This window comes from Serratia sp. CY37869 (assembly GCF_052168895.1).
In the GTDB taxonomy this organism is placed as follows: Bacteria; Pseudomonadota; Gammaproteobacteria; order Enterobacterales; family Enterobacteriaceae; genus Serratia; species Serratia ureilytica.
This window is the reverse complement of the sequence record NZ_JBJNLU010000002.1, coordinates 282,424-305,688: the sequence shown is the minus strand read 5'-3', so window position 1 is coordinate 305,688 and position 23,265 is coordinate 282,424. Positions and strand designations below refer to the sequence as shown.

General features: G+C 59.9%; 26 protein-coding genes and 1 riboswitch. Of the genes, 18 read left to right on the top strand and 8 right to left on the bottom strand.

Going from position 1 to position 23,265, the window contains the following annotated elements; genetic code table 11:
* Nucleotides 1-7 precede the first annotated feature (7 nt).
* The 6 genes from mrdB to lipA all read left to right on the top strand — a co-directional run bounded on the left by mrdB (nucleotide 8) and on the right by lipA (nucleotide 5,740).
* Nucleotides 8-1,120: a peptidoglycan glycosyltransferase MrdB gene (mrdB, locus tag ACJ8J1_RS11690; RefSeq protein WP_004940006.1), complete on the top strand. Its 1,113-nt coding sequence runs from the start codon at nucleotides 8-10 to the stop codon at nucleotides 1,118-1,120.
* 10 nt (nucleotides 1,121-1,130) lie between these two features.
* A complete protein-coding gene (gene rlpA, locus ACJ8J1_RS11685) occupies nucleotides 1,131-2,216 on the top strand; it encodes an endolytic peptidoglycan transglycosylase RlpA (RefSeq protein WP_033642159.1) in 1,086 nt (361 codons plus the stop codon).
* 180 nt (nucleotides 2,217-2,396) lie between these two features.
* Nucleotides 2,397-3,608, top strand: a complete 1,212-nt coding sequence (dacA, locus tag ACJ8J1_RS11680) for a D-alanyl-D-alanine carboxypeptidase DacA (protein WP_033642158.1) — start codon at nucleotides 2,397-2,399, stop codon at nucleotides 3,606-3,608.
* Between the two features lie 104 nt (nucleotides 3,609-3,712).
* Complete coding sequence (gene ybeD, locus ACJ8J1_RS11675) at nucleotides 3,713-3,979, top strand: DUF493 family protein YbeD (protein ID WP_004940012.1); 267 nt, start codon at nucleotides 3,713-3,715, stop codon at nucleotides 3,977-3,979.
* Nucleotides 3,980-4,113: 134 nt separating this feature from the next.
* Nucleotides 4,114-4,782 carry a lipoyl(octanoyl) transferase LipB gene (gene lipB, locus ACJ8J1_RS11670; RefSeq protein WP_015376934.1) on the top strand — a complete coding sequence of 223 codons (669 nt, stop codon included), beginning with the start codon at nucleotides 4,114-4,116 and terminating at the stop codon, nucleotides 4,780-4,782.
* Complete coding sequence (gene lipA, locus ACJ8J1_RS11665) at nucleotides 4,775-5,740, top strand: lipoyl synthase (protein ID WP_004940018.1); 966 nt, start codon at nucleotides 4,775-4,777, stop codon at nucleotides 5,738-5,740. Before lipB ends, lipA begins: the two co-directional genes overlap by 8 nt.
* 93 nt (nucleotides 5,741-5,833) lie before the next feature.
* Here the strand turns inward: lipA and tatA are convergent, their stop codons facing one another.
* A complete protein-coding gene (gene tatA / locus ACJ8J1_RS11660) occupies nucleotides 5,834-6,049 on the bottom strand; it encodes a Sec-independent protein translocase subunit TatA (protein WP_004940019.1) in 216 nt (71 codons plus the stop codon).
* 218 nt (nucleotides 6,050-6,267) lie between these two features.
* On the opposite strand from tatA, the gene ACJ8J1_RS11655 reads away from it, so the two are divergent.
* A complete protein-coding gene (locus ACJ8J1_RS11655) occupies nucleotides 6,268-7,335 on the top strand; it encodes a diguanylate cyclase (protein WP_033642157.1) in 1,068 nt (355 codons plus the stop codon).
* A 1-nt stretch (nucleotide 7,336) separates the two neighbouring features.
* On the opposite strand, the gene ACJ8J1_RS11650 is transcribed toward ACJ8J1_RS11655, so the two are convergent.
* Complete coding sequence (locus ACJ8J1_RS11650; RefSeq protein ID WP_033642156.1) at nucleotides 7,337-7,765, bottom strand: GNAT family N-acetyltransferase; 429 nt, start codon at nucleotides 7,763-7,765, stop codon at nucleotides 7,337-7,339.
* Nucleotides 7,766-7,848: 83 nt separating this feature from the next.
* A riboswitch (Fluoride riboswitch) is annotated at nucleotides 7,849-7,911 on the top strand.
* A 78-nt stretch (nucleotides 7,912-7,989) separates the two neighbouring features.
* On the opposite strand from ACJ8J1_RS11650, the gene crcB reads away from it, so the two are divergent.
* The 3 genes from crcB to ACJ8J1_RS11635 all read left to right on the top strand — a co-directional run bounded on the left by crcB (nucleotide 7,990) and on the right by ACJ8J1_RS11635 (nucleotide 10,456).
* Nucleotides 7,990-8,373 carry a fluoride efflux transporter CrcB gene (crcB, locus tag ACJ8J1_RS11645; RefSeq protein ID WP_004940022.1) on the top strand — a complete coding sequence of 128 codons (384 nt, stop codon included), beginning with the start codon at nucleotides 7,990-7,992 and terminating at the stop codon, nucleotides 8,371-8,373.
* Nucleotides 8,374-8,662: 289 nt separating this feature from the next.
* Nucleotides 8,663-9,259 (top strand): TetR/AcrR family transcriptional regulator, encoded by a 597-nt coding sequence (locus ACJ8J1_RS11640; RefSeq protein ID WP_033642155.1) that lies wholly within the window; start codon nucleotides 8,663-8,665, stop codon nucleotides 9,257-9,259.
* Nucleotides 9,260-9,265: 6 nt separating this feature from the next.
* Entirely contained in the window at nucleotides 9,266-10,456 is a 1,191-nt protein-coding gene (locus ACJ8J1_RS11635) for a multidrug effflux MFS transporter (protein WP_033642154.1), read from the top strand.
* Nucleotides 10,457-10,513: 57 nt separating this feature from the next.
* On the opposite strand, the gene cspE is transcribed toward ACJ8J1_RS11635, so the two are convergent.
* Nucleotides 10,514-10,723, bottom strand: a complete 210-nt coding sequence (gene cspE / locus ACJ8J1_RS11630; protein WP_004940030.1) for a transcription antiterminator/RNA stability regulator CspE — start codon at nucleotides 10,721-10,723, stop codon at nucleotides 10,514-10,516.
* A gap of 345 nt (nucleotides 10,724-11,068) precedes the next feature.
* Between cspE and ACJ8J1_RS11625 the strand changes: the two genes are divergently transcribed.
* The 6 genes from ACJ8J1_RS11625 (at nucleotide 11,069) to ACJ8J1_RS11600 (ending at nucleotide 16,985) form a co-directional block, all read left to right on the top strand.
* A complete protein-coding gene (locus tag ACJ8J1_RS11625; RefSeq protein ID WP_033642153.1) occupies nucleotides 11,069-12,232 on the top strand; it encodes a M20 peptidase aminoacylase family protein in 1,164 nt (387 codons plus the stop codon).
* Nucleotides 12,233-12,420: 188 nt separating this feature from the next.
* On the top strand, nucleotides 12,421-13,746 hold the full coding sequence (locus ACJ8J1_RS11620; RefSeq protein ID WP_033642152.1) for an LLM class flavin-dependent oxidoreductase: 1,326 nt from the start codon (nucleotides 12,421-12,423) through the stop codon (nucleotides 13,744-13,746).
* Between the two features lie 26 nt (nucleotides 13,747-13,772).
* Nucleotides 13,773-14,693 carry an ABC transporter substrate-binding protein gene (locus tag ACJ8J1_RS11615; protein ID WP_033642151.1) on the top strand — a complete coding sequence of 307 codons (921 nt, stop codon included), beginning with the start codon at nucleotides 13,773-13,775 and terminating at the stop codon, nucleotides 14,691-14,693.
* A gap of 9 nt (nucleotides 14,694-14,702) precedes the next feature.
* Nucleotides 14,703-15,230, top strand: coding sequence for a GNAT family N-acetyltransferase (locus ACJ8J1_RS11610; RefSeq protein ID WP_033642150.1), 528 nt, complete (start codon nucleotides 14,703-14,705; stop codon nucleotides 15,228-15,230).
* 30 nt (nucleotides 15,231-15,260) lie between these two features.
* Nucleotides 15,261-16,148: an amino acid ABC transporter permease gene (locus ACJ8J1_RS11605; RefSeq protein ID WP_004940038.1), complete on the top strand. Its 888-nt coding sequence runs from the start codon at nucleotides 15,261-15,263 to the stop codon at nucleotides 16,146-16,148.
* Between the two features lie 9 nt (nucleotides 16,149-16,157).
* Nucleotides 16,158-16,985, top strand: coding sequence for an amino acid ABC transporter ATP-binding protein (locus ACJ8J1_RS11600; protein WP_015376924.1), 828 nt, complete (start codon nucleotides 16,158-16,160; stop codon nucleotides 16,983-16,985).
* Between the two features lie 36 nt (nucleotides 16,986-17,021).
* On the opposite strand, the gene ACJ8J1_RS11595 is transcribed toward ACJ8J1_RS11600, so the two are convergent.
* The gene (locus ACJ8J1_RS11595) at nucleotides 17,022-17,531 is read right to left on the bottom strand and encodes a VOC family protein (protein WP_015376923.1); all 510 of its coding nucleotides are present in this window, start codon (nucleotides 17,529-17,531) and stop codon (nucleotides 17,022-17,024) included.
* A gap of 167 nt (nucleotides 17,532-17,698) precedes the next feature.
* Between ACJ8J1_RS11595 and ACJ8J1_RS11590 the strand changes: the two genes are divergently transcribed.
* Together ACJ8J1_RS11590 and ACJ8J1_RS11585 are read left to right on the top strand one after the other, a co-directional pair.
* On the top strand, nucleotides 17,699-18,178 hold the full coding sequence (locus ACJ8J1_RS11590) for a cold-shock protein (protein ID WP_015376922.1): 480 nt from the start codon (nucleotides 17,699-17,701) through the stop codon (nucleotides 18,176-18,178).
* A gap of 81 nt (nucleotides 18,179-18,259) precedes the next feature.
* On the top strand, nucleotides 18,260-18,421 hold the full coding sequence (locus ACJ8J1_RS11585) for a YnfU family zinc-binding protein (RefSeq protein ID WP_015376921.1): 162 nt from the start codon (nucleotides 18,260-18,262) through the stop codon (nucleotides 18,419-18,421).
* Between the two features lie 6 nt (nucleotides 18,422-18,427).
* Here the strand turns inward: ACJ8J1_RS11585 and ACJ8J1_RS11580 are convergent, their stop codons facing one another.
* The 4 genes from ACJ8J1_RS11580 to ACJ8J1_RS11565 all read right to left on the bottom strand — a co-directional run bounded on the left by ACJ8J1_RS11580 (nucleotide 18,428) and on the right by ACJ8J1_RS11565 (nucleotide 23,159).
* Entirely contained in the window at nucleotides 18,428-19,876 is a 1,449-nt protein-coding gene (locus tag ACJ8J1_RS11580; RefSeq protein ID WP_033644213.1) for a GGDEF domain-containing protein, read from the bottom strand.
* 603 nt (nucleotides 19,877-20,479) lie between these two features.
* The gene (locus tag ACJ8J1_RS11575) at nucleotides 20,480-21,031 is read right to left on the bottom strand and encodes a flavodoxin family protein (protein WP_033642149.1); all 552 of its coding nucleotides are present in this window, start codon (nucleotides 21,029-21,031) and stop codon (nucleotides 20,480-20,482) included.
* 326 nt (nucleotides 21,032-21,357) lie between these two features.
* A complete protein-coding gene (locus ACJ8J1_RS11570) occupies nucleotides 21,358-22,890 on the bottom strand; it encodes a glycosyltransferase family 39 protein (RefSeq protein WP_033642148.1) in 1,533 nt (510 codons plus the stop codon).
* 125 nt (nucleotides 22,891-23,015) lie between these two features.
* Nucleotides 23,016-23,159 carry a hypothetical protein gene (locus ACJ8J1_RS11565; protein WP_181006766.1) on the bottom strand — a complete coding sequence of 48 codons (144 nt, stop codon included), beginning with the start codon at nucleotides 23,157-23,159 and terminating at the stop codon, nucleotides 23,016-23,018.
* Nucleotides 23,160-23,265: the final 106 nt, after the last annotated feature.

The following is a 23,265-nucleotide window of genomic DNA, read 5'->3' as shown; positions in this document are numbered from 1 at the left end:
GTAGAACATGACTGAAAGCCAACAAAAAGGCTCGATCTGGACCAAAATCCACATCGACCCGACGTTCCTGCTGCTGATCCTGGCCCTGTTGGTCTACAGCGCCTTCGTGATGTGGAGCGCCAGCGGCCAGGACATCGGCATGATGGAGCGCAAGATCGGGCAGATCGTCATGGGGCTGATCGTGATGGCCGTCATGGCGCAGATCCCGCCGCGCGTGTACGAAAGCTGGGCGCCCTATCTGTATATCTTCTGCGTGATTTTGCTGATCCTGGTGGACGCCTTCGGGCAGATCAGTAAAGGCGCGCAGCGCTGGTTGGATCTCGGCGTAGTGCGCTTCCAGCCGTCGGAAATCGCCAAGATCGCCGTGCCGCTGATGGTGGCGCGCTTTATGAACCGCGACGTCTGCCCGCCTTCGCTGAAAAACACCGCCATCGCGCTGGTGCTGATCTTCCTGCCGACGCTGCTGGTGGCCGCGCAGCCGGATCTGGGCACCTCTATCCTGATCGCCGCTTCCGGCCTGTTCGTACTGTTCCTGTCCGGCATGAGCTGGAAGCTGATCGCCGTCGCCGCCGTCGCGCTGGCGGCCTTCATCCCGGTGCTGTGGTTCTTCCTGATGCACGGCTATCAGCGCGACCGCGTCATGATGCTGCTCGATCCGGAGAGCGACCCGCTCGGCGCCGGTTATCACATCATTCAATCCAAGATCGCCATCGGTTCCGGCGGCCTGTCCGGCAAGGGCTGGCTGCACGGCACCCAGTCGCAGCTGGAGTTTTTGCCGGAGCGTCATACCGACTTTATCTTCGCCGTCCTGGCCGAAGAGCTGGGGCTGATCGGGGTACTGGTGCTGCTGGCGCTTTACCTGCTGGTGATCATCCGCGGGCTGATGATCGCCGCCAAGGCGCAAACCACCTTTGGCCGCGTCATGGTCGGCGGCTTGATGCTGATTTTGTTCGTTTATGTCTTTGTTAACATCGGTATGGTCAGTGGCATTTTGCCGGTAGTTGGCGTACCTTTGCCTCTGGTCAGTTACGGGGGTTCGGCGCTGATAGTGTTGATGGCCGGTTTCGGCATCATCATGTCGATCCACACGCATCGGAAAATGCTGTCTAAAAGTTTATAAGAGGTGAGTAATGCGTAAGGAATGGCTTTGGATCGGCGTCGCGGCGGTGTTGCTCTCCGCCTGTACCGCCCCGACCACGGAACAGCAAGCCCCTCCGCAGCCGTACAACGGCCCGGTGGTGGAAATCGGCGGCGTCGAGCCTCAATATGAACCCTATAACCCTAATAACATGCAGGATTATAAGGTTAATGGCGATACTTACCGCATCGTAAAAGATCCGCAGAACTTCTCGCAGACCGGCCTGGCGGCCTGGTATGGCGAAGAGGCCAACGGCAACACCACGGCGCTGGGCGAGCAGTTTGACCCCAACGGCCTGACGGCGGCGCATCCGACCCTGCCAATCCCAAGCTATGTGCGCGTCACTAACCTGGCCAACGGCCGTCAGCTGGTGGTGCGCGTCAACGATCGCGGGCCATACACCAAGGGCCGCATCATCGATCTGTCGAAAGCCGCCGCCGACCGCCTCAACCTGTCCAACAACACCAAGGTCAAGGTAGATTTCATCAACGTGGCGCCGGACGGCACGCTGAGCGGCCCCGGCACCATCGGCACCATCGTGGCGAAACAGAGCTACGCCCTGCCGGCGCGCCCGGATCTCGGCTCCAGCGGCATGGGCACCCCTATTCAACAGGAGGCGCCGATCGCCAGCGGCGCGGCGGTGCGCCCGATCGATAACAGCACTCTGCGCACCGACGACAACAGCGCCCCAGCTGCCGGCGGCAATGCCGCCAACGGCCGCAGCGGTTTCCTCGGCGCGCCGAGCGCGGTGCCGGCCGGGGTGCTGGAAGGTTCCGAACCTGAAGCCGCCGCGGTAGCCGCACCGGTCGCGGCCGGCGCTGCGGCTGTCGGCACGGCTGCTGCCGCCTCTTCCGGCGGCTACGTGGTGCAGGTCGGCGCGCTGAGCAGCGCCGAACGCGCCCAGAGCTGGCAACAGAGCCTGAGCCAACAGTTTGGCGTGCCCGGCAAAGTGGCGGCTAACGGCAACGTTTACCGCGTCCAGCTTGGCCCGTTCAGCAGCCGTCAACAGGCGGCCCAGCTGCAGCAACGCCTGGCGAGCGAAGCGCAACAACAGTCTTTCGTTACTGCTGCACCCTGAGCGTTAAGCCCGGCGGGCATTCACGGCCGATAAGCGGTTATTTAGCTGAAACATTTTCTTGCAGCTAAAAGGGCACTAACCGCAATTAGTCAGATGAATGGGTAATGCCTGCCGGGATCGCATCTGCTATAGTGTGGCTCGTTTTTTAACTTTACTTTCACGGATGTTGTAGTCCCGATCATGAAACAAGTAACTTCTTTTCGCTTAATCAAAAGCATCGCCCTCGGCACCGTTATCGCAATGAGCGCAGCCTCCGTTGCGCACGCCGATGACGTTAACATCAAAACCATGATCCCAGGTGTCCCGCAGATCGATGCGGAAGCGTACATCCTGATTGATTACAACTCCGGCAAGGTGCTGGCCGAGATGAACGCCGATGCGCGTCGCGATCCGGCCAGCCTGACCAAAATGATGACCAGCTACGTCATCGGCCAGGCGCTGAAAGCGGGCAAAATCGGCCAGGACGATCTGGTGACCGTCGGCCAGGACGCCTGGGCGACCGGCAACCCGGTGTTCAAAGGCTCCTCGCTGATGTTCCTGAAGCCGGGCGATCGCGTGCCGGTCTCTAAACTGACCCGCGGCATCAACCTGCAGTCCGGTAACGACGCCTGCGTGGCAATGGCCGACTACGTCGCCGGCAGCCAGGACGCGTTCGTCAACCTGATGAACACCTACGTCAGCAAGCTGGGCCTGAAGAATACCCACTTCCAGACGGTGCACGGCCTGGATGCGCAGGGCCAATACAGCTCGGCGCGCGACATGGCGCTGATCGGCCAGGCGCTGATCCGCGACGTGCCGGAAGAATACGCGATCTACAAGGAAAAAGAGTTCACCTTCAACAATATCCGCCAGATGAACCGCAACGGTCTGCTGTGGGATAACAGCCTGAACGTCGACGGCATCAAAACCGGCCATACCGACGCGGCGGGCTACAACCTGGTGGCTTCGGCGACCGAAGGCCAAATGCGCCTGATCTCCGCCGTGATGGGCGGCCGCACCTACAAAGGCCGTGAAGCCGAAAGCAAGAAACTGCTGACCTGGGGCTTCCGCTTCTTCGAAACCGTGGCGCCGCTGAAAGTCGGTAAAGAGTTCGCCTCCGAGCCGGTCTGGTTCGGCGATGCCGACCGCGTTGAGCTGGGCGTGGACAAAGACGTCTACCTGACCATTCCGCGCGGCCGCATGAAAGATCTGAAGGCCAGCTACGTGCTGAACACGCCGGAAATTCACGCGCCGCTGGCGAAAAACCAGGTGGTGGGCAGCATCAACTTCCAGCTGGACGGCAAAACCATCGACCAGCGTCCGCTGGTGGTGATGAACGAAGTGAAAGAAGGCGGCTTCTTCAGCCGCATCGTGGACTACATCAAACTGATGTTCCACCACTGGTTCGGTTAACGGTTGAAACGGGCGAAATCGTCCCCATATAGTGAATAACACTAACTCCCGCCCCGGCGGGAGTTATACTTTATAGATTAGCTAGCACTCTGGAGCGCACGCACATGCAAAAAACTAAACTGAACGAACTGCTCGAATTCCCTTGCTCGTTTACCTACAAGGTAATGGGCCTGGCGCAGCCTGAGCTGGTTGACCAGGTGGTTGAAGTGGTGCAGCGCCATGCGCCGGGCGATTACAACCCGCAGGTCAAGCCAAGCAGCAAAGGCAACTACCACTCCGTATCCATCACCATCAACGCCACTCACATCGAGCAGGTCGAAACCCTGTACGAAGAGTTGGGCAACATTGAAATTGTTCGCATGGTGCTGTAATTCCAGCATAAACCTCTGCTTATCAACCCGGGATGGCGCAGCGTCTTCCCGGGTTGCGCATTTTTGGTCAGCGAAAGGCTGGTCGCAGGCCGGAGCGCCCGGTATAATGGCTTTACCACTTCTGTAACCTGACGATGACTCTTTTGCAACCAGACAAGATCATTTTGCGTCAGCTGGGGTTGCAGCCCTACGCGCCTGTATCCCAAGCCATGCATAACTTCACCGACAGTCGTACCGAGACCACGCCGGACGAGCTGTGGCTGGTGCAGCATCACCCGGTGTTCACCCAGGGTCAGGCCGGCAAAGCCGAACACGTGCTGATGCCCGGCGACATCCCGGTTGTCCAGAGCGATCGCGGCGGCCAGGTGACCTACCACGGGCCGGGTCAGCAGGTGATGTACGTGATGGTCGATCTGAAACGCAACAAGGTCGGCGTACGTCAGTTGGTCACGGCGATAGAAGATACGGTTATCAACACTCTCGCCCACTTCCGCCTCGCATCGCGCGCCCGTCCGGATGCGCCCGGCGTGTACGTGGGGGAGCAGAAAATCTGTTCGTTGGGTTTGCGGATCCGCAAAGGCAGCTCATTCCACGGCCTGGCCCTGAATGTGGCAATGGATCTCAGCCCCTTCCAACGCATCAACCCTTGCGGTTACGCCGGTATGCAGATGACGCAGGTCAGCGCGCTGGCGCCCGGCGTTGGCATTGAAGACATACACCCAATCCTGGTACAGGAATTTGTTCATTTACTCGGCTACCAGACGGTCGAGCTTCGTAACTGGAACCTGCACGATTATGAGTAAACCAATTCAGATGGAACGCGGCGTCAAATACCGCGATGCTGACAAAATGGCGCTGATCCCGGTCAAAACGGTGGTCACCGAACGGCAGGAGCTGTTGCGTAAACCCGAGTGGATGAAGATCAAACTGCCTGCCGACTCAACGCGCATTCAGGGCATCAAAGCCGCGATGCGCAAGAACGGCCTGCACTCCGTCTGTGAGGAAGCCTCGTGCCCTAACCTGTCCGAGTGTTTCAACCACGGTACCGCTACCTTTATGATCCTCGGCGCCATCTGCACCCGCCGCTGCCCGTTCTGCGACGTGGCCCACGGCCGCCCGATCGCGCCGGACGCCAACGAGCCGGAAAAGCTGGCGCAAACCATCGCCGACATGGCGCTGCGTTACGTGGTGATCACCTCGGTTGACCGCGACGATCTGCGCGACGGCGGCGCTCAGCACTTTGCCGACTGCATCTCCGCCATCCGCGCCAAAAGCCCGAACATCAAAATTGAAACGCTGGTGCCGGACTTCCGCGGCCGTATGGACCGCGCGCTGGAGATCCTCACCGCCACGCCGCCGGACGTATTCAACCACAACCTGGAAAACGTGCCGCGCGTCTACCGCCAGGTGCGTCCGGGCGCCAACTACGAATGGTCGCTGAAGCTGCTGGAGCGCTTTAAAGAAGCGCACCCGGATATCCCGACCAAATCCGGCCTGATGGTCGGCCTGGGCGAAACCAACGCGGAAATCATTGAAGTGATGCGCGATCTGCGTCGCCACGGCGTGACCATGCTGACGCTGGGTCAGTACCTGCAGCCGAGCCGTCACCACCTGCCGGTGCAGCGCTACGTCAGCCCTGCCGAGTTTGACGAGATGAAAGAAGAAGCGATGGCGATGGGCTTCACCCACGCCGCCTGCGGCCCGTTCGTGCGTTCGTCTTACCACGCCGATCTGCAGGCCAAAGGGATGGAAGTGAAATAACGCGTAATAGTTTGTTACGCTATAGACGGCGGAAACGCCAAAAAACGGATGTCCGCAAGGCATCCGTTTTTTATTGCGCGCAGTCAGACGGGGTTAAACGTCTTTCTTTTCGACGCTCTGCTGAGCGGACTGGCTTTCGGCGGCGTTGTTGCCGGCGGCCGGCGGCGTGCTGTCATCGCCCACGGCTTTTTTAAAGCCTTTCAGCGCCGCGCCAAGATCGGCGCCGAGCGTACGCAGTTTGCTGGTGCCGAACAGTAAAATCACCAACACCGCAATCACCAGAAGTTTGGTAATGCTGATACCTTCCATACTCACCTTCTTATCATAGAGCGCTGCGTGAACAGCGAGAAAAACTGACCTTGCCTGCGAATATTTAGCGACTTTCCTTCGGCTCGCACAACCGCAACATGTAACAGAGTGAGATCGGTCGCAGTAATGCCACAGGGCCTCTGGACGTGAATCCCAGACTATTCTTAGTTTATCACCCGCATGATACGCTGCCATGATACTCATCAGGGAGATGCCGGATGTATATTGCCCCACCCATTTTCGATGCCCGAAAATCCGGCCTCAGCTTCGCCAAACGCACCTACCTGCCCCGCGCCGTCGGTCTGGGGCTCGGCTTTATCTGCGTCTGCGCCGCGCTCTACCCCCTGGCTCCGCCCGCGGCGGTCTGGCTATTGCTGGCCTTTCACGGCTTTCTCTGGCCGCATCTCGCCTACCGCCTGGCCCGCCGCGCCAAAGATCCGTTCAAAGCCGAAATTCGCAACCTGTTGATCGACTCCGCTTTCGGCGGCTTCTGGGCGGCGATGATGGCGTTCAACGCGCTGCCCGCCATCGTCATCCTGTCGATGATGAGCATGAATAACATCGCTTCAGCCGGCAAAACGCTATTTGTAAAAGGATTGGCCATGCAACTGGCCACGGCGGTGTTCACCGCCGCGCTGCTCGGCTTCCCGTTTCACCCGTACAGCACGCCGTTGCAGGTCTATCTGTGCCTGCCGATGATCTACCTTTACCCGACGCTGCTCGGGCTGGTGACTTACCGCACCGCCAAGCGGCTGGCGGAAAAGAAACAGGAGCTGCAGCGCATCAGCACCCGCGATGGGCTGACCGGCTTATACAACCGTCGCCACTGGGAGCATCTGCTGCATCGTCAGTTCGACAGTTGCCGTCGCTACCAGGATAAGGCCACGCTGATCCTGATGGATATCGACCGCTTCAAAACCATCAACGACACCTTCGGCCATGCTTTGGGGGATGAGGCCCTGGCGGCGCTGGCGGAAGAGCTGCTGATCGGCTTGCGTAACGTGGATATCGTCGGGCGCTACGGCGGCGACGAGTTTGGCGCGCTGCTGCCGAACACCAACGCCGAGCAGGCGGAAATCGTCCTGCGACGCATCCAGCAGCGGCTGGATGCGGTCAGCTTCAAGGAGGCGCCGCAACTGCGGCTGCAGATCAGCGCCGGCATCGCCAACTACCACCCCGCGTTGGGCGGCTATCTGGACTGGCTGAAAGCGGCCGACAGCGCGCTCTATCGGGCGAAGCAAAACGGCCGCAACCGGCTGGAAACGGCAGTGCCGCCAGGGGAGTAACTTACTGACTTAATAACTTGGCAAAATACTTCGGCGCTTCAACAAAGCCTTCGCGCAGGTAAAACGCATGGGCCCGCTCGCGGCGACTGTGGCAATGAACCTCCAACCGATCGCAGCCGCGACGGTGCGCCAACGCCTCTCCCTCCGCCAACAACCGCCGCCCCACGCCCGCGCCGCGCGCCCGATCGTCGACGCAAAAATAGCTGATGCGGCCAATGTCGCCGGCCAACGCCAGCTGCGGCAGGAAATGCAGCGACAACACGCCCAGCACTTGCGCCCCGTCCGCCGCCACCAGCAGCGCCTCGTCCGGGTGCGCCAACAGTTGCTGCATGCGCTGCGTCAGAAACGCCTCGGTGCCAGGATAGCCCAACACCGTCATCAATTCGGCGATAGCGTGCCGGTCGCCCAGACGCGCCGCTCTGATTTCCATCGGTTTTACCTCGCAGGGGGTCGATACTACAAAATAGACGGCGTTAGGTGTAACATCCATCGGGTACGGTGAAAAAGGCCGTGCGGCACGCTGGAGATGACATTCCTCCCTAACCGCCTTCACAGGCTGATGATGTCTACGTAACCTCTCGGAGAGAGGCGCGTAGCGTTACGCCTGTCCCTTTCCGAGCCCGTGAATTTCTCTGTTTGAAAGGGAGTTGCCCCATGTTGAGTTCTTTACTGGCCGTCTTTATCGGCGGCGGCGTCGGCAGCGTTTTGCGCTGGGCGGTAAGCATGAAAATGAATCCGCTGAACGCCCACATTCCGCTAGGGACGCTGATGGTCAATCTGATCGGCGGTTTTATCATCGGTCTGGCGATGGCGATTTTCACCCGCATGACACACCTGGATCCCACCTGGAAACTGCTGATCACCACCGGCTTCTGCGGCGGCCTGACCACCTTCTCCACCTTTTCGCTGGAGGTGGTGTATCTGATGCAGGACGGCCGCTTCGGCTGGGCATTGGCCAACATGCTGCTTAACCTGGCCGGCTCGCTGGCGATGACGCTGCTGGCCTTCATGCTGGTGATGTGGGTCAACGGGCGCTAAGCCCTTAATGTTTCCTTAATCTTGCATGCGCATAATCTCATCCAGAACTCCTGACTGGATGAGAAATCGCTATGTTTAGCCTGCCGAAAACCACCGCCGAAGCGATCGCCGTTGCGCTGTGCGTGCTGATCGTCGCCGCCTTTATCAACGCCTACCTGTTCGCCTAAACACCTTTTCCCCGCAACGCGCGTTCATCTTGCGTCCTCCCCATCCGTTACACTACAATTGAGAATGAACGTTCACACCCAAAATTGTGAACCCGGCTCACGCGCAGCAAAGGATCGGGCAGATGCTCTCCCCCAACGACAGTAAACAGGCCAAAGTGCAGGCGCGCCGCGATCAGATCGTCGAAGCGGCGAAAACCAGCTTCCGCCGCCACGGCTTCCATGCCGCCAGCATGGCGGAGATTGCCCAGGGCTCGCAGCTCAGCGTCGGGCAAATCTATCGCTATTTCGCCAATAAAGACGCGATTATCGAAGAGATCGTCAATCGCATCATCACCAGCAAGATGCAGCGCCTGGAAAACCTTGGCGATCACATCAACCTGATCGCCGGCACGCTGGCGGCGCGCACGCTGTTTCAGCAACCGGGCGAGAGCGAAACCGATCACATGCTGATGCTGGAAGTGACCGCCGAGGCCACGCGCAACCCGGTGGTGGCCAAACTGCTCAGCGATGCGGAGGCGCGGCTGTTTCGCCACGTGTGCCACAACCTGCAGCGGCTGTATCCCGATTTCAGCGCGGAAGAGATCGCCGCGCGGGTGGAGTTTATCGCCGTCATGAGCGAAGGCACCGGTTACCGTATCCTTACCACGCAAAAAGCCGATGCGTCCCTGCTGCGCGATCTGTATCAGCAGGCCATTTCTCACCTGTTCAGGAAATCTTAATCTCCCATGACCAAACACTTAGCCAGACAACGTCTGGTGTACGCCGTCGTGCTTGGCCTGTTGGCCGCGCTGGGGCCGCTGTGCACCGATCTCTATCTGCCCGCCCTGCCGGAAATGGCGGGCGAGCTGAATACCTCCACCGCCGCCGCGCAGCTCAGCCTGACCGCCGGGCTGCTCGGCCTGGGCGTCGGCCAGCTGATTTTTGGCCCTTACAGCGACAAACTGGGCCGTATGCGCCCGCTGCTGCTGTCGCTGATCCTGCTGCTCGGCGCTTCGCTGTGGTGCGCGCTGGCGCCCACCATTGACCAATTGCTGATCGCCCGCCTGCTCCAGGGCATCGCCGGCGCCGGCGGGGCGGTGATTTCCCGCGCCATTGCTCGCGATCTGTACGCCGGCCACGAGCTGACCCGTTTCTTCGCCCTGCTGATGCTGGTTAACGGCCTGGCGCCGATCGTCGCGCCGGTGCTGGGCGGCGTCATGCTGCAGGTGATGAACTGGCGCGGCATCTTCGGCGTGCTGGCGGCCATCGCCGTGCTGCTGTTCAGCCTGTCGGCGCTGAAGCTGCGCGAATCCCTGCCGGTCGAGCGCCGCAGCCAGGGCGGCATTCTGGCGATGTTGATGTCGCTCGGCGGGTTGCTGACCCAGCGCTATTTCATGGGCCTGTGCCTGACGCAGGGCTTCGTAATGGCCGGCATGTTCGCCTATATCGGCGCTTCGCCTTTCGTCTTGCAGCAGATCTACGGCCTCAGCCCGCAGATGTTCAGCCTGTGCTTCGCCATTAACGGCGTCGGGCTGATCATTGCGGCGCAGCTGGCCAGCCGTCTCAGTTCACGTTGGGGGGAACGCCGGGTGTTGAGGGGCGGGTTAACGCTGGCGGCCGTCGCATCGCTGTTGCTGCTGTTGGCCGCCGCGCTGCATGCGCCGTTGGTCGTGTTGCTGGTGCCGCTGTTCTTCTCGGTGGCGGTGATCGGCATCGTCGGCCCGACCGCCTCGTCGCTGGCGATGCAAAGCCAGGGGGACAAAGCCGGCAGCGCGTCGGCCTTGATCGGCGTGTGCATGTTCGCGCTCGGCGCCTGCGCCGTGCCGCTCACCGGGCTGGGCGGCACCTCGGGCCTGTCGATGGCGCTGACCATCGTCGGCTGCTACGCCATCGCCATCCTGCTGTTCAGCCTGTTGGCCCGCCGCAGCGACGCATAACGCGCCCAATAAAAAACCCGCTCAATGAGCGGGTTTTAAGAAATTCAGCTACGCAGCTTAGATAGCAGTAACGTTAGCGGCAGATGGGCCTTTGGCACCGTTCGTGATTTCAAATTCTACACGCTGGCCTTCAGCAAGCGTTTTGAAACCGTTGCTAACGATGGCAGAGAAGTGAACGAAAACGTCCTTGCTACCATCTTCCGGAGTAATGAAACCGAAGCCCTTGGATTCATTAAACCACTTAACGCTACCTTTAATCTTAGACATCAAACTTACCTTTAACGTGAATGAAAGACACAAAACCTGTGTCGATTACAGTACAGCAAGCAGGCAGGATTTTGTCCACCACCGCGATCACAGAAATCCGATAAAGAGTGAAAAAATCCGTGTTGTCCGGTGTAAATGAATGACACCGGTTGCAGTAAGTTACCGTTCCAGGTCAATCCTCTCCCTGCGCCGGCGAACAACGCGCGAACGCCTAAACCTGCCCCTTCCCCCCATCGTTGACGCGCCGTGCAGACACAATCGCTATGAAATATAACCAGATGGTCTTTTTGCTTCGGCGGCCCCTGCACTAGGGTTAGGGTTTATTTCCCACTGTGAGCCAAGCCTATGACCAGCCAGTTGGCAGACAAGATCATCGCCTATCGGCGTGAACTGCACCAAAACCCGGAGCTTTCCAATCATGAATTCGCCACCACCGCCCGCCTGACCCGCTGGCTGCAAGAGGCGGGCATTCGCCTTCTGCCGTTGGCGCTGAAAACCGGCGTCGTGGCGGAGATCGGCAGCGGCCAGGGGCCGATCATCGCGCTGCGCGGCGACATCGACGCCCTGCCGATCGACGAAATCGCCGACGTGCCCTTCAGTTCGCAAAACAGCGGCGTGATGCACGCCTGCGGGCACGACTTTCACACCTCGGTGATGCTCGGCGCCGCACACCTGCTCAAAGCGCGTGAAGCCGAACTGGCGGGTACGGTGCGCATCTTCTTCCAGCCGGCGGAAGAGACCTTCAACGGCGCCCGACACCTGATCGACGCCGGCGCGCTGGATAACGTCGCGGCGATATTTGGCCTGCACAATGCGCCGGAGCTGCCCACCGGCACCTTCGCCACCCGCGCCGGGCCGTTCTACGCCAACGTCGATCGCTTCCAGATCCGCATTACCGGCAAAGGCGCCCACGCCGCCAAACCGGAACAGGGTGTCGATACCATCGTCACCGCCAGCCAGATCGTCGGCGCGCTGCAAACGCTGCCCAGCCGCAGCTTCAGCTCGCTGGAGTCGCTGGTGGTGAGCGTGACGCGCATCGAAGGCGGCAATACCTGGAACGTGCTGCCGCAAACCGTCGAGCTGGAAGGCACGGTGCGCACCCACAGCGATGCGGTGCGCCGCCAGGTGCCGGATAAAATTCGCCAGGTGATCGACGGCGTTGCCGCCGCGCTCGGCGCGCAGGCCGAACTCCACTGGCAGCCGGGGCCGCCGGCGGTGATCAACGACGCCCATTGGGCGGCGTTCAGCAAAACCGTCGCCGCCGAGGCCGGCTACCGGGTCGAAGAGGCGGAGCTGCAGATGGGCGGCGAGGATTTCGCGCTGTATCTGCATCACGTGCCGGGCGTGTTCGTCAGCATCGGCTCCGCCAGCGAATTCGGCCTGCACCATCCGCGTTTCAATCCCGATGAGCGCGCCCTCTTTCCTGCCGCCCACTATTTTTCGCTGCTGGCGGAGCGCACGCTGCAGCAATTAACCCCCGCAGCGAAAAAAGCCCTCAGCAACGCCTGAATAACGTGAAATAGTATTTCCCCGACGCCGCTGATGCCGCGCCGGGGATTATTATTTTCGCTCGCCGTGATATTTGCAGTTTTCAACATTTGAATATGCTGTTTTGTTGTTTTACATCCCGACAGCGCTCATCAATAGTGGACGCATCAGACACCGCGCGCCTTTCGGCGCATGACAGGATAATCACGATGAGCGACAACGCGAATAATCAACGGCAATTACGGCTGGGCGCCATTCTGCACGGCGCCTCGGGAAATATGTCCGCCTGGCGCCACCCGGACGCCACCGCCGACGCCAGCATCAACCTCGAATTTAATATCGCCTCGGCGAAAAAAGCCGAACAAGGGAAATTCGATTTCGTCTTTGTCGCCGATGGCTTATATATCAACGAAAAGTCCATTCCGCATTTTCTTAACCGTTTCGAGCCGTTGACCTTATTGGCCGCGCTGTCCGCCGCCACCGACAAAATTGGCCTGGTGGGCACGCTCTCCACATCCTACAGCGATCCGTTCACCGTCGCCCGCCAGTTCGCCAGCCTCGATCACCTGAGCAACGGCCGCGCGGGCTGGAACGTGGTGACGTCGCCGCTGGAAGGTTCGGCCAAAAACTTCTCGCGCGCCGAACACCCGGAGCACAGCCTGCGTTACCGCATCGCCGGCGAGTTTCTCGACGTCGCCAAAGGACTATGGGACTCCTGGGAGGACGATGCCTTCGTGCGCAATAAGGCCAGCGGCGAATTTTTCCGCGCCGGGAAACTGCACACCCTCAATCATCAGGGGGAGTTCTTCTCGGTGCAGGGGCCGTTGAACATTGGCCGCACGCCGCAGGGCCGCCCGATCCTGTTCCAGGCCGGCGCCTCCGAAGACGGCAAACGGCTGGCGGCCAAGCACGCCGATGCGATCTTCACCCATCACGACACGCTGGAGCAGGCGCAGGATTTCTACCAAGACGTGAAGCGGCAGCTGGTGGAACAGGGGCGCGAACCGGACGACCTGCGCATCTTCCAGGGCGTCAGCGTGATCGTCGGCGACGACGATGCGGACGTCGAGCGCCAGTACCAAGAGACCGCCCGTCTGGTCAGCATCGAGAACGCTCTCAACTACCTTGGCCGCTACTTCGAGCATTACGACTTCGCCCGCCATCCGCTGGACGCGCCCTTCCCGGACATCGGCGATCTGGGGCAAAACAGCTTCCGCAGCACCACCGACGCCATCAAGCGCAACGCCCGCGAGCGTAACCTCACGCTGCGCCAGGTGGCGCTGGAGGCCGCCTCGCCGCGCCCGGTGTTCAGCGGCACGCCGGAAGCGGTGGCGGACGGCCTGCAACGCTGGTTCGACGGCGAAGCCGCCGACGGCTTCATCATCAGCGGCGGTACGCCCAACGCCTTCGGGCACTTCGTCGATCGGGTGGTGCCCGTCCTGCAACGGCGCGGCCTGTTCCGCCAGGCGTACCACGGCGATACGCTGCGCGAGCACCTGGGCCTGAAGCGTCCGTTGAACAGATTCACCCAATAATAAGATCGTTTTCAGGGATACCCGCTATGCAGAAAACCGTTACCGCCGCTCTCGTGGCGGCCTTGCTGAGCCTGACCGGCGCCGCGCAGGCGGGCACCGGCATCGATTTGCAGGCCAATGAAACCCCTATCCATGCGCCGAAAAACCCGCAGGCGATCGCCAAGCTGCCGGCCGATTTCCGCTTCGTGAAGCCGGGCCGGTTCACCGTCGCGATCGCCGCGCTCAACACGCCGCCGCTGGCGCTGTTCGCCGCCGACAACCGGCGGCTTATCGGCAGCGAAGTGGATATCGCGCAGTTGGTAGCCGACAGCCTGGGCCTGGAACTGAACGTGGTGCAAACCTCGTGGGAAGACTGGCCGCTGGGGGTGGTTTCCGGCAAGTATGACGCGGCCATCACCAACGTCACCGTCACCAAAGAGCGCAAAACCCGCTTCGACTTCGCCACCTATCGCATCGACTCGCTCGGCTTTTATGTCAAAACCGGCGGCAAGATCGCGACGATCAAACAGCCTGCCGATATCGCCGGATTAAAGATCATCGTCGGCTCTGGCACCAACCAGGAAGCCATCTTGCTGGCATGGGACAAGCAGAATCGGCAGCAGGGGCTCAAACCCTTCCAGCCGATCTACGTGACCGACGATGCGGCCGCCACGCTGGCGATCCAATCCGGCCGGGCCGACGCCTATTTCGGGCCCAACGTGCTGGGCGCCTATAAAGCGGCGCTGAATGGCCGTACCCGGCTGGCGGGCACGGTGGAAGGCGGTTGGCCCAAGGCGGCGCACATCGCCGTCACCACCCGTAAAGGCAACGGGCTGGTGCAGGCGGTGAATGAAGCGCTGAACGGCGCGATCCGCGGCGGACAGTACGATCAGGTGCTCAACCGCTGGGGCGAGAGCGTCGAACGCCTTGCGCAGTCGGAAATCAACCCGCCCGGTCTGGGCGATTAGGAGCGCGCGATGACGCAAGACACTTTCATTCAGACGCTGCCGACCGATCCGCTGGTCGCCCCGGTGATCGAGGGGCTGTTCGGCGAATATCGTCAGCGCTACGGCGACTATTTTGGTGACCAGGAACCGGAACCGCTGGACCTGTACGCGCCGCCGCAGGGCGCCTTCATCGTGCTGCTGCGCGCCGGTACGCCGATCGCCATGGGTGCCTTCAAGCGCTATGACGGGCAAACCGCCGAGCTGAAGCGTATCTGGACGCGGGGCGATCTGCGCCGCCAGGGCCTGGCGCAACGGGTGTTGCAGCAGTTGGAAACGCTGGCGCTGGCGCAGGGTTATCGCCGGCTCTATCTGACCACCGGCTTTCGCCAGCCCGAAGCGGTGGGCCTGTACCTGAGCAACGGTTATCAGCCGCAGTTCGATCCCACCGTCGACAGCGAGGTTTACAGCCGCCCGCCCTACGATGGCCGCCTGCCGTTCCGCAAAAGCCTGATTGCAGAAGACGCCTGTTGTTGCGCGTCGGAAAGGAAAATCGCCTAAGGCCCCTTTATCTGTATCAGGAGACATGACATGTCCAAACAAGAAGTCTTGAAAGTGGTGCCCGCCCGCTATCCGCTGCGGCTGATCGGCGCGCTGTTTTCGCTGTTTATTCTGGCCGCCATCGTGCAATCGGTGGCGGGCAACGCGCGCTGGGAATGGGGCGTGTTCGCCGAGTGGTTCTTCGCCCCGGCGGTGCTGGCGGGGCTGGGACAGACCCTGCTGCTGACGCTGCTCGGCACGCTGTTCAGCATTCTGTTCGGCACCCTGCTGGCCCTGGCGCGGCTGTCGCGTTCTTACCTGCTGGCGTCGCTGGCCTGGGGGTATATCTGGCTGTTTCGCTCGCTGCCGCTGATCCTGGTGCTGATCATCCTGTATAACTTTTCCTATCTGTACGATGCCATCTCGCTGGGCATTCCCTTTACCTCGGTGGTGTTCGCCAGCTACCCGACCATCGATATCCTCGGCCAGTTCGCCGTGGCGGTGCTGGGTCTGACGCTGGTGCAGTCCGCCTATACCGCCGAGATCATCCGCGGCGGCATCCTGGGCGTGGATTACGGCCAGCACGAAGCGGCGGCGGCGCTGGGCCTGCCGGGCTATCGCCGCACCTTCCGCATCATTCTGCCGCAGGCGCTGCGATCCATTATTCCGACCGGATTCAACGAGATCATCAGTCTGGCGAAAGGCACCTCAATCGTTTATGTGCTGGCGCTGCCGGAGCTGTTTTACACCATCCAGGTGATCTATAACCGCACCCAGCAGGTGATACCGCTGCTGATGGTGGCCACCGTCTGGTATCTGTTCATCACCACCGCCCTGTCGGTGATCCAATACTACATCGAACGCTATTTCGCCCGGGGTGCGGTGCGCGAACTGCCGCCGACGCCCTGGCAGAAACTGGCCGGCTGGCTAAAACGTTAGGAGACCCGCATGTCTGAAGCCATTGATTATTACGCCTTGCCCGAACAGCCGGCACGCAACCTCACCCCGGTGCCGGCGCGCGGCCTGATCGAAATCAGCAACGTCAGCAAATTCTTCGGCAAACACAAGGCGTTGGACGACGTCAGCCTGACGCTGCAGCCGGGCACCGTGACCGTGATCCTCGGGCCTTCCGGCTCCGGAAAATCGACGCTGCTGCGGGCGATCAACCATCTGGAGCGCGTCGACGAGGGCTTTATCCGTATTGACGGCGACTACGTCGGCTATCGCCGCAAGGGCAACCGGCTGTACGAGCTGAAGGAAAAGGCCATCCTCCGGCAGCGCATCAACGTCGGCTACGTGTTCCAAAACTTCAACCTGTTCCCGCATCTGACGGTGCTGGAAAACATCATCGAAGCGCCGGTGGTGCACAAGATCCACTCCCGCGAACGGGCGAAAGCGGTGGCCTATGAGCTGCTGGATACGGTCGGGCTGCGCCACAAGGCGGACGCCTACCCGCGCCACCTCTCCGGCGGCCAACAGCAGCGCATCGCCATCGCGCGCGCGCTGGCTCTGAACCCGAAGGTGATCCTGTTCGATGAGCCGACCTCCGCGCTCGATCCCGAGCTGGTCGGCGAAGTGCTGGACGTGATTAAAGGGTTGGCGGATCTGGGCGTCACGCTGGTGGTGGTGACGCATGAAATCGGCTTTGCGCGCGAAGCGGCGGATCGGGTGGTGTTTATGGTCGACGGGCAGATCGTCGAGCAGGGCGATGCCAGACAGGTGCTGGCTCAGCCGCAGCACCCGCGCACCGTCAACTTCCTCAACAAAGTACTGTGAGCGTCGGGGCGCCGATGCGCCCCGCGCAGGAGCAGGTTAGAGGCCGGCGAAACGCCGCTTCTCGGCGGCGAAATCCAACGGGCGGATCCCCTGCTGGTTTTTGTCCTCTTCGGTCAGCAACGCCGGGGGAATAAACCAGGTCACCTCAAACAGCAGCCCGTCCGGGTCGTGACCATAAATGCTTTTGTGCACGCCGTGATCCTCTTCCAACCCGAGAATGCCGCGTTCGGCCAGCTGATGGCGAATGCGCTCCAGCTCTTCCAGGCTGTCCACTTCCCAGGCCAGATGATACAGCCCGGCCGGCGGCTCATGCTCCGCCGGCGGCTCGCCGTTGGCGCGAAACACCCCGGCGCGCTGCTGGCCCAGGTTCTTGCTGAACAACGCCAAATCGTGATCGTTGTCCGAGTCGGCGGCCTGGGTAAATACCGCCCGATCGGGGCTGTCGGACGGCTTCAGCTTGAAGCCCAATACCTGATGATAAAAGTCGGCGCTCTGCCGCACGTCGCTGACGTACAGCACGGCGTGATTGAGACGTTTGATGCCCATCGCTATTCCTTTTTGCGCATTGAATAAAGTCAGCATGAACATAGCATGTCGCTGGGAAGCCGCTAAATGCCGTTATCGCATGACTAAATGCCGCCCGCGCAATCTGTCGCTGCAAGGCATTCCGCGCTATCATAAGCGCTGTATTGAACCTTTTTGTGAGAATAGCGATGAACGGCAAGATAACGACTTTTTTTGAAGACAAAGGCTTCGGCTTTATTACCGACGAGAACGGAGAAAATCGTTATTTTCACGTGATTAAAGTGCAAAACCCGGAGCTGATTAAGAAAAACGCGGCGGTGACCTTCGAACCGACCAACAACACCAAAGGCCCGTCGGCTTATGCGGTCAAAGTGTTGGCGCCCAGCAAATACATCATCATCGCCAACGAAAGAATCAAGATCGCCAGCATCAAGTCTTTCAATACCTTCACCAAGGAAGTGCCGGTCAAAGCCGACGTGGATAAAGAGAACACCGTGCTGTCAGTCGGCCTGCTGATGAACCGCATTCGCCCGCAGTCCGAAGACCAGGCGCAGGCCATGCAAACGCTGCGCATGCTGACCATCACCACCTTCCAGAACACCACCCATACCTTCTCCGAGCACGAGATCGACATGGATGAGACCATCAAGGCGCTGAAAAGCCTGTAAGCCTCTGCGTACAGAAAATAACCAACGAAATATGTCGTCGCCTGTGTTAGCGTGAGTTTTCACCTGACACAGGCTATTGATATGTCCGATTCCAGCAGCGTCAAAGGTTTTATCAACCGCTCCACCCAAATCGTCTGCCCTAAATGCGGCTATGTTACCCGGCAAAAATGCGCGGCAATGCTGCAAGACGTGATATTGATTTGCCCTAATTGCGAAACCCGCTTCGAACCCAGGCAAGGCTGAAAACGGTTAGCGGAACAGGATATGCTCGACGCTGTTGCCGTTCACCACGTTGAACGACTCCACCCGATTACGCCCCTGCGATTTGGCGCGATACAGCGCGATATCCGCCATGTTCATCAACTGCTCCAGCGATTTCACCTCGTTCATCGCCAAACTGGCGACGCCGACGCTGATGGTGATTTTCAACGTCTGCTTGCCTTCCGCCTGCAGCTCCGTCTGCTCCACCAACCGGCGCAGATGCTCCCCCAGCGCCACGCCCTGCGCCGCCAACGCGCGCGGCAGCATGATGGCGAACTCTTCCCCGCCCAAGCGGCCGAACAGCTGATCGTGCCGCAGCTCGCGCCGCACGATGTGCGCGAACGACGCCAGCACCTGATCGCCGGCGCTGTGGCCGTGCGTATCGTTGATCTGCTTGAAATGATCGATATCGATCAGCAGTAACGACACCGCTTCTTTGGAACGGTGCTTGTGCTCCAACAGCTCGCCCGCTTTGCGCGTCATCGCGCTGCGCGCCAGCACGCCGGTCAGGAAATCGTGGTTGGCGCTGTGCTCCAGACGCCGCATAAGCTTACGGTTGGCCGCGATGGAACTGGCGAGGATCAGCGGCCCCATCACCAGCATGGCGATACCCAATCGGGCGGACATCAGCGTGTCGAGGAAGGCATTATGGTTGTTCGGCGTTTCATACAGCACCAGGTTGGCGGAGATGCTGCTGATCTCAGACATACCGGTCAACAGCGTCAGCAACGTCACCGGGAACAGCTGGTAGCGCACCGCGCACCACAGCAGCGCCGGGATCGGGAAGGCGATCGCGCCCGGCCCGCCGATATAGACGCTGAACGCCAGTGACAGCAGCAGCGCCAGCAGCGGCAGGCAGCCTTTCAAGCGCCAACGCACCTGCATGCGCAACAGCTGTTTCAACCGCGGCGCCGCCATCAGCACCGGCAACAGCAGCAGGGTCGTCGAAAACTGTTCGCTGAACCAGGCCAGCCAGGCGACCACCACCGTGTTGTTGTACAGGCTATCGTTACGCAGCACGGACAGCGTCGACGCCACCGCCGCACCGGCCAGGCTGGCGCTGAACATATAGAGTATCGCCTGGGGTTTACCCATGCGCCGTTGAGATTGCGGCAGCATCAGCATGATGCCGTAACCGACGACGATCAGCGACATGTTGCAGGCGTTCAGCCACAGCGCCAAAGACCAGCCCTCGCCGGTGCTGAGATCGGCGGCAACCATGCCCAGATAGGTCGTGAGCCAGCCGAGCGGCGTGGCGTAAGCGGGTTTGCGCAGCAGCAGGCCGAGCAGAATCGCATTCACCGGCCAAAATAAAGAAAGCGAGCCAATCGGCCGGCTAAGAATGCCCACCAGGGAAAGTAAAAAGGCCAGCATGAAAAGATTGATGAGCTGAACCGTAAGCGGCAGGCCATGCCTGGCGTTTATTCTGGCGTTCATCGCCTCGCCCATATTTTGCTAATAACCAGAATAATAATGTGCATACTCTCTCGCCCGGCCAGTGAGGGATAATCAACCCGGATTTCAACCAAAAAAGCCAGACAAATCAATAATAAAAAGCATTAACAATTAATTAACAGACTTTTCTTAACCTAATATGGCGGCGGCGGACTCCCCCGCATACCGTCGGAAAATAATGCTCAGCTCTGCTGACAGCATAGCGCAAAGCGTAATAGGCCGCCGACCGACGTTAATTACATTAATAAGATTGTGGTTATTGCTCGTTGAATGATATTTGAATAACTACGCGAGTATTTTCCTGCAACTGGGCCGCCCGTGCAATAACAACCCAAAAAAAGCCCGCCTAAAGCGGGCTTGCTTGAACAACAGCAAATCGACAGTTACGACACAGCCATTCATTGCATGCCTGTGCTGCCATGCAGTGTAGCGGCGAAAGCTTAAGCAGACCTTAGCAACAAAAAACCCGGCCTAGGAACCGGGAATATTTGTACGAAATGCAGCGTTAGCCCAAGCAGGCTAATAACATTTCGCAGCTTACACGCCAAATGTGCAGAAAAAATGAACGCTGCACGCGGCAAGGCCTTACGCCAGTTTGGCGGCAAAGCCCGCCACGCGCTGGCCATAAAGCTTGGCGGTCGCCAGATCGCCCGACAGCATCTCGTCCACGCCGGCATCCGACGGCGTCTGTACCAACAGCCCCACCGAACCGCCCAGGTTGTTGACATCGGTACGCTGCGCCGATTTGGTGTTGGCCGGTAGCAGCCCCAGACTGACCCACAGGCCGCCATGTTGAGAAGCCAGCGTTTGCAGCGCAATCAGCGTGACCTGCTTGTCGCCGTTCAGGCTGGCGCTGTTGGTAAAGCCGCCGAACACTTTGTCCTGCCACTTGCGGCCGAACCAGGCTTTGGAGCTGGCGTCGGCGAATTTCTTGAACTGCCAGGACGGGCCGCCCATATAGGTCGGTGAGCCAAAGATGATGGCGTCCGCCTCATCCAGCTTCTGCCACGCTTCATCGCTGATATCGCCTTCCTGATCGATAGCGATCAGTTCGGCCCCTGCGCCTTCCGCCACCACTTTCGCCAAACGCTCGGTATGGCCGTAGCCGGAATGAAACACCACTACTGTCTTCGCCATAGAAATTCTCCACTCATTGCACAGAGGCGCCGACGACGCCCATCTCGCGTTCAATCTAATCAAGCGCGCAACGGCTGAATACTGAATAAAACTGACGGTGTTATTCAAAAAAATCGCGCTACGCGCCGCCGGGTATGCGCAGATAAAAAAAATCCCGCACAAGGCGGGATAAACTTAACAGGGATGGGGTAATACACTACAGGGAATGGATAACACACAACATCATCGGGTAGAGCTACAGTACCAATCCCAATGTATAGAACTGTCATCCCCGCGTAAGTTTGCTCGGCCAGATGTAACGCCGAATGGGAAATATGACATTCCGCTCAAGGCACCACGAATAGCCTCGACTCGAAACCGCCGCTTTTGAAGGTGCCGGTGTTGACCCACCCCGGCGGCGAACGACCGAAGTCCTGATTGAAATCCCCGCCGCTGACCAGCCAGACCCGGCGATGGCCTTTCGCTAACGCGCTGAGGTTATCGACGTAGGTCTGCGCCGCCCGATCGTGGAAAAAGGTGCCGAAACCATAGGCATTGGGCTTGCCCGAAATGCCGTTGGGCCTGGCGGGGGTATACAGCAAGGCGCGATAGCCCTTCTTGTTGTAATACACATAGCTCAGGTAGTTGAACATGTTGCTGACCACCACCGCATCGTTGGGCTGATAGTTACTGTTGATGTAGTTCACCATCACCTTGAACTCATCTTTCTCGACCGGATAGTCGTTGCGCACGCCGCAGCCGAACAGCAGGCTGAAGAACAGCAGCAAAGAGATCCCGCGCACCCGGCTTTTCGTACCGGCGATCAGCACGCCCAATACCAGCGGAATGCCGAGCGCGGCGGAATAAAGGTAGCGATCGACAAACAGCGGCGAACGCCAGGAAATGGCGAATACCAACGTCACCGGGATCAGCATGCCGCCAAGCAGCAGCAGCGCATATTTTCTCGGCATCTGGCGCCGCCACAGCAGCAGTGAACATAAGGCGACAAACATCGCCGGCAGCAGCCAGAGAATGATCGTGGGATAGTTGCTGCCATCATGCCCGGTGAGAAAACGCCAATACATCGCCGGCAGATCGCTCCAGGCAACCTGAGGGATCCAACCGACGTCGCCGCCGACCCGCAGTTCGGCAATATGCGCCAGCAGATTGAGCAGCACCAGCAGCCAGGGAATATAGGCCACTCCAATCGCCGCATTGGCCCCCCACCACGCCGGCAGCCTGATGTAACACTCGCCTTCGCGGCGGCACGACAGCGCCAACACCACCAGCCAGTGCGCGATCAGCGTGAAAATCGTGAAGTAGTGAGTATAAAAGCTCAGCGTCATCAACAGCGCATACAGCGCCAGATAGCGGCGGTTATCCGGCGTTTTCAGCCACTTCGCCAGCGCCATGGCGGCGGCGATCGCCAACAGCCCCATCAGCGCATACATGCGCGCCTCCTGGCTGTAACGCACCGCCATCGGCATGATCGCCATCAGCCATCCCGCGGTCAGCGCCGCCCGCTCGTTGGCCAACCAACGGGTAAAACGCATCGCCAGCGCCACCGTAATCACGCCGAACACCAGGCTCAGCGCGCGGGCCGCCATAATGCCGTCGCCAAACAGCACCATCCAGCCATGCAGCAGCAGGTAATAAAGCGGCGGGTGAACATCGAAGGAAGCATGGTACAGCAAAGCGCCCACATCATAGCGGCTGGTCAGCACGCTGGAGGCCTCGTCGCACCAAAAATACCGATCCGTTAAGGAAATAAACCGCACGATCGCCGAAAACGCCACGATCGCCAACGCGTAATGTTTGTAACCGATGCCTTTTAAGCCGTTATTGCTCAAAGAAACATTCGATACCTGTTGCAGTGACATAACCGCATTCCGCCCAAGAGAACCACACAGTGTGGAGACGCAGCGTCATCATTGCCGACGGCGGGTAAATGGCGGGTAAATCAGTGCGAAAAAATCGGCGCAATCACCGCGGCGGCGCACGGCCCTCAGCGGATTTCAACGGTGATGTCCGGGTAGGCCTTCTCCCCGTCGCTGAGGTAATGCCCCAACGCCCGGTAAGCCATGACGTACAGCACAGCGGCGCCGCACAGGCACAGCAAGGTCACGATAAAGAATCTGGATTTGCGCACGATAGGCTCCATGGGGAAATTTTCACCTATTGTAACGCGGCAAAATAAACGAAGGTTCAATTGGCGGCGGGTCGTTTGCCCTACGGCCGCTCTGTCGATCCATCAA

Coding starts and splice junctions, on each gene's coding strand:
- ACJ8J1_RS11610 (WP_033642150.1), top strand. CDS start 14,703: ATGACGCAAGACACTTTCATTCAGACGCTGCCGACCGATCCGCTGGTC.
- ACJ8J1_RS11595 (WP_015376923.1), bottom strand. CDS start 17,531: ATGGGCATCAAACGTCTCAATCACGCCGTGCTGTACGTCAGCGACGTG.
- ybeD (WP_004940012.1), top strand. CDS start 3,713: ATGCAAAAAACTAAACTGAACGAACTGCTCGAATTCCCTTGCTCGTTT.
- ACJ8J1_RS11575 (WP_033642149.1), bottom strand. CDS start 21,031: ATGGCGAAGACAGTAGTGGTGTTTCATTCCGGCTACGGCCATACCGAG.
- ACJ8J1_RS11650 (WP_033642156.1), bottom strand. CDS start 7,765: ATGGAAATCAGAGCGGCGCGTCTGGGCGACCGGCACGCTATCGCCGAA.
- ACJ8J1_RS11580 (WP_033644213.1), bottom strand. CDS start 19,876: ATGAACGCCAGAATAAACGCCAGGCATGGCCTGCCGCTTACGGTTCAG.
- lipA (WP_004940018.1), top strand. CDS start 4,775: ATGAGTAAACCAATTCAGATGGAACGCGGCGTCAAATACCGCGATGCT.
- ACJ8J1_RS11570 (WP_033642148.1), bottom strand. CDS start 22,890: ATGTCACTGCAACAGGTATCGAATGTTTCTTTGAGCAATAACGGCTTA.
- lipB (WP_015376934.1), top strand. CDS start 4,114: ATGACTCTTTTGCAACCAGACAAGATCATTTTGCGTCAGCTGGGGTTG.
- ACJ8J1_RS11620 (WP_033642152.1), top strand. CDS start 12,421: ATGAGCGACAACGCGAATAATCAACGGCAATTACGGCTGGGCGCCATT.
- tatA (WP_004940019.1), bottom strand. CDS start 6,049: ATGGAAGGTATCAGCATTACCAAACTTCTGGTGATTGCGGTGTTGGTG.
- ACJ8J1_RS11605 (WP_004940038.1), top strand. CDS start 15,261: ATGTCCAAACAAGAAGTCTTGAAAGTGGTGCCCGCCCGCTATCCGCTG.
- ACJ8J1_RS11585 (WP_015376921.1), top strand. CDS start 18,260: ATGTCCGATTCCAGCAGCGTCAAAGGTTTTATCAACCGCTCCACCCAA.
- ACJ8J1_RS11655 (WP_033642157.1), top strand. CDS start 6,268: ATGTATATTGCCCCACCCATTTTCGATGCCCGAAAATCCGGCCTCAGC.
- ACJ8J1_RS11640 (WP_033642155.1), top strand. CDS start 8,663: ATGCTCTCCCCCAACGACAGTAAACAGGCCAAAGTGCAGGCGCGCCGC.
- mrdB (WP_004940006.1), top strand. CDS start 8: ATGACTGAAAGCCAACAAAAAGGCTCGATCTGGACCAAAATCCACATC.
- ACJ8J1_RS11590 (WP_015376922.1), top strand. CDS start 17,699: ATGAACGGCAAGATAACGACTTTTTTTGAAGACAAAGGCTTCGGCTTT.
- dacA (WP_033642158.1), top strand. CDS start 2,397: ATGAAACAAGTAACTTCTTTTCGCTTAATCAAAAGCATCGCCCTCGGC.
- rlpA (WP_033642159.1), top strand. CDS start 1,131: ATGCGTAAGGAATGGCTTTGGATCGGCGTCGCGGCGGTGTTGCTCTCC.
- ACJ8J1_RS11600 (WP_015376924.1), top strand. CDS start 16,158: ATGTCTGAAGCCATTGATTATTACGCCTTGCCCGAACAGCCGGCACGC.
- ACJ8J1_RS11615 (WP_033642151.1), top strand. CDS start 13,773: ATGCAGAAAACCGTTACCGCCGCTCTCGTGGCGGCCTTGCTGAGCCTG.
- ACJ8J1_RS11625 (WP_033642153.1), top strand. CDS start 11,069: ATGACCAGCCAGTTGGCAGACAAGATCATCGCCTATCGGCGTGAACTG.
- ACJ8J1_RS11635 (WP_033642154.1), top strand. CDS start 9,266: ATGACCAAACACTTAGCCAGACAACGTCTGGTGTACGCCGTCGTGCTT.
- crcB (WP_004940022.1), top strand. CDS start 7,990: ATGTTGAGTTCTTTACTGGCCGTCTTTATCGGCGGCGGCGTCGGCAGC.
- cspE (WP_004940030.1), bottom strand. CDS start 10,723: ATGTCTAAGATTAAAGGTAGCGTTAAGTGGTTTAATGAATCCAAGGGC.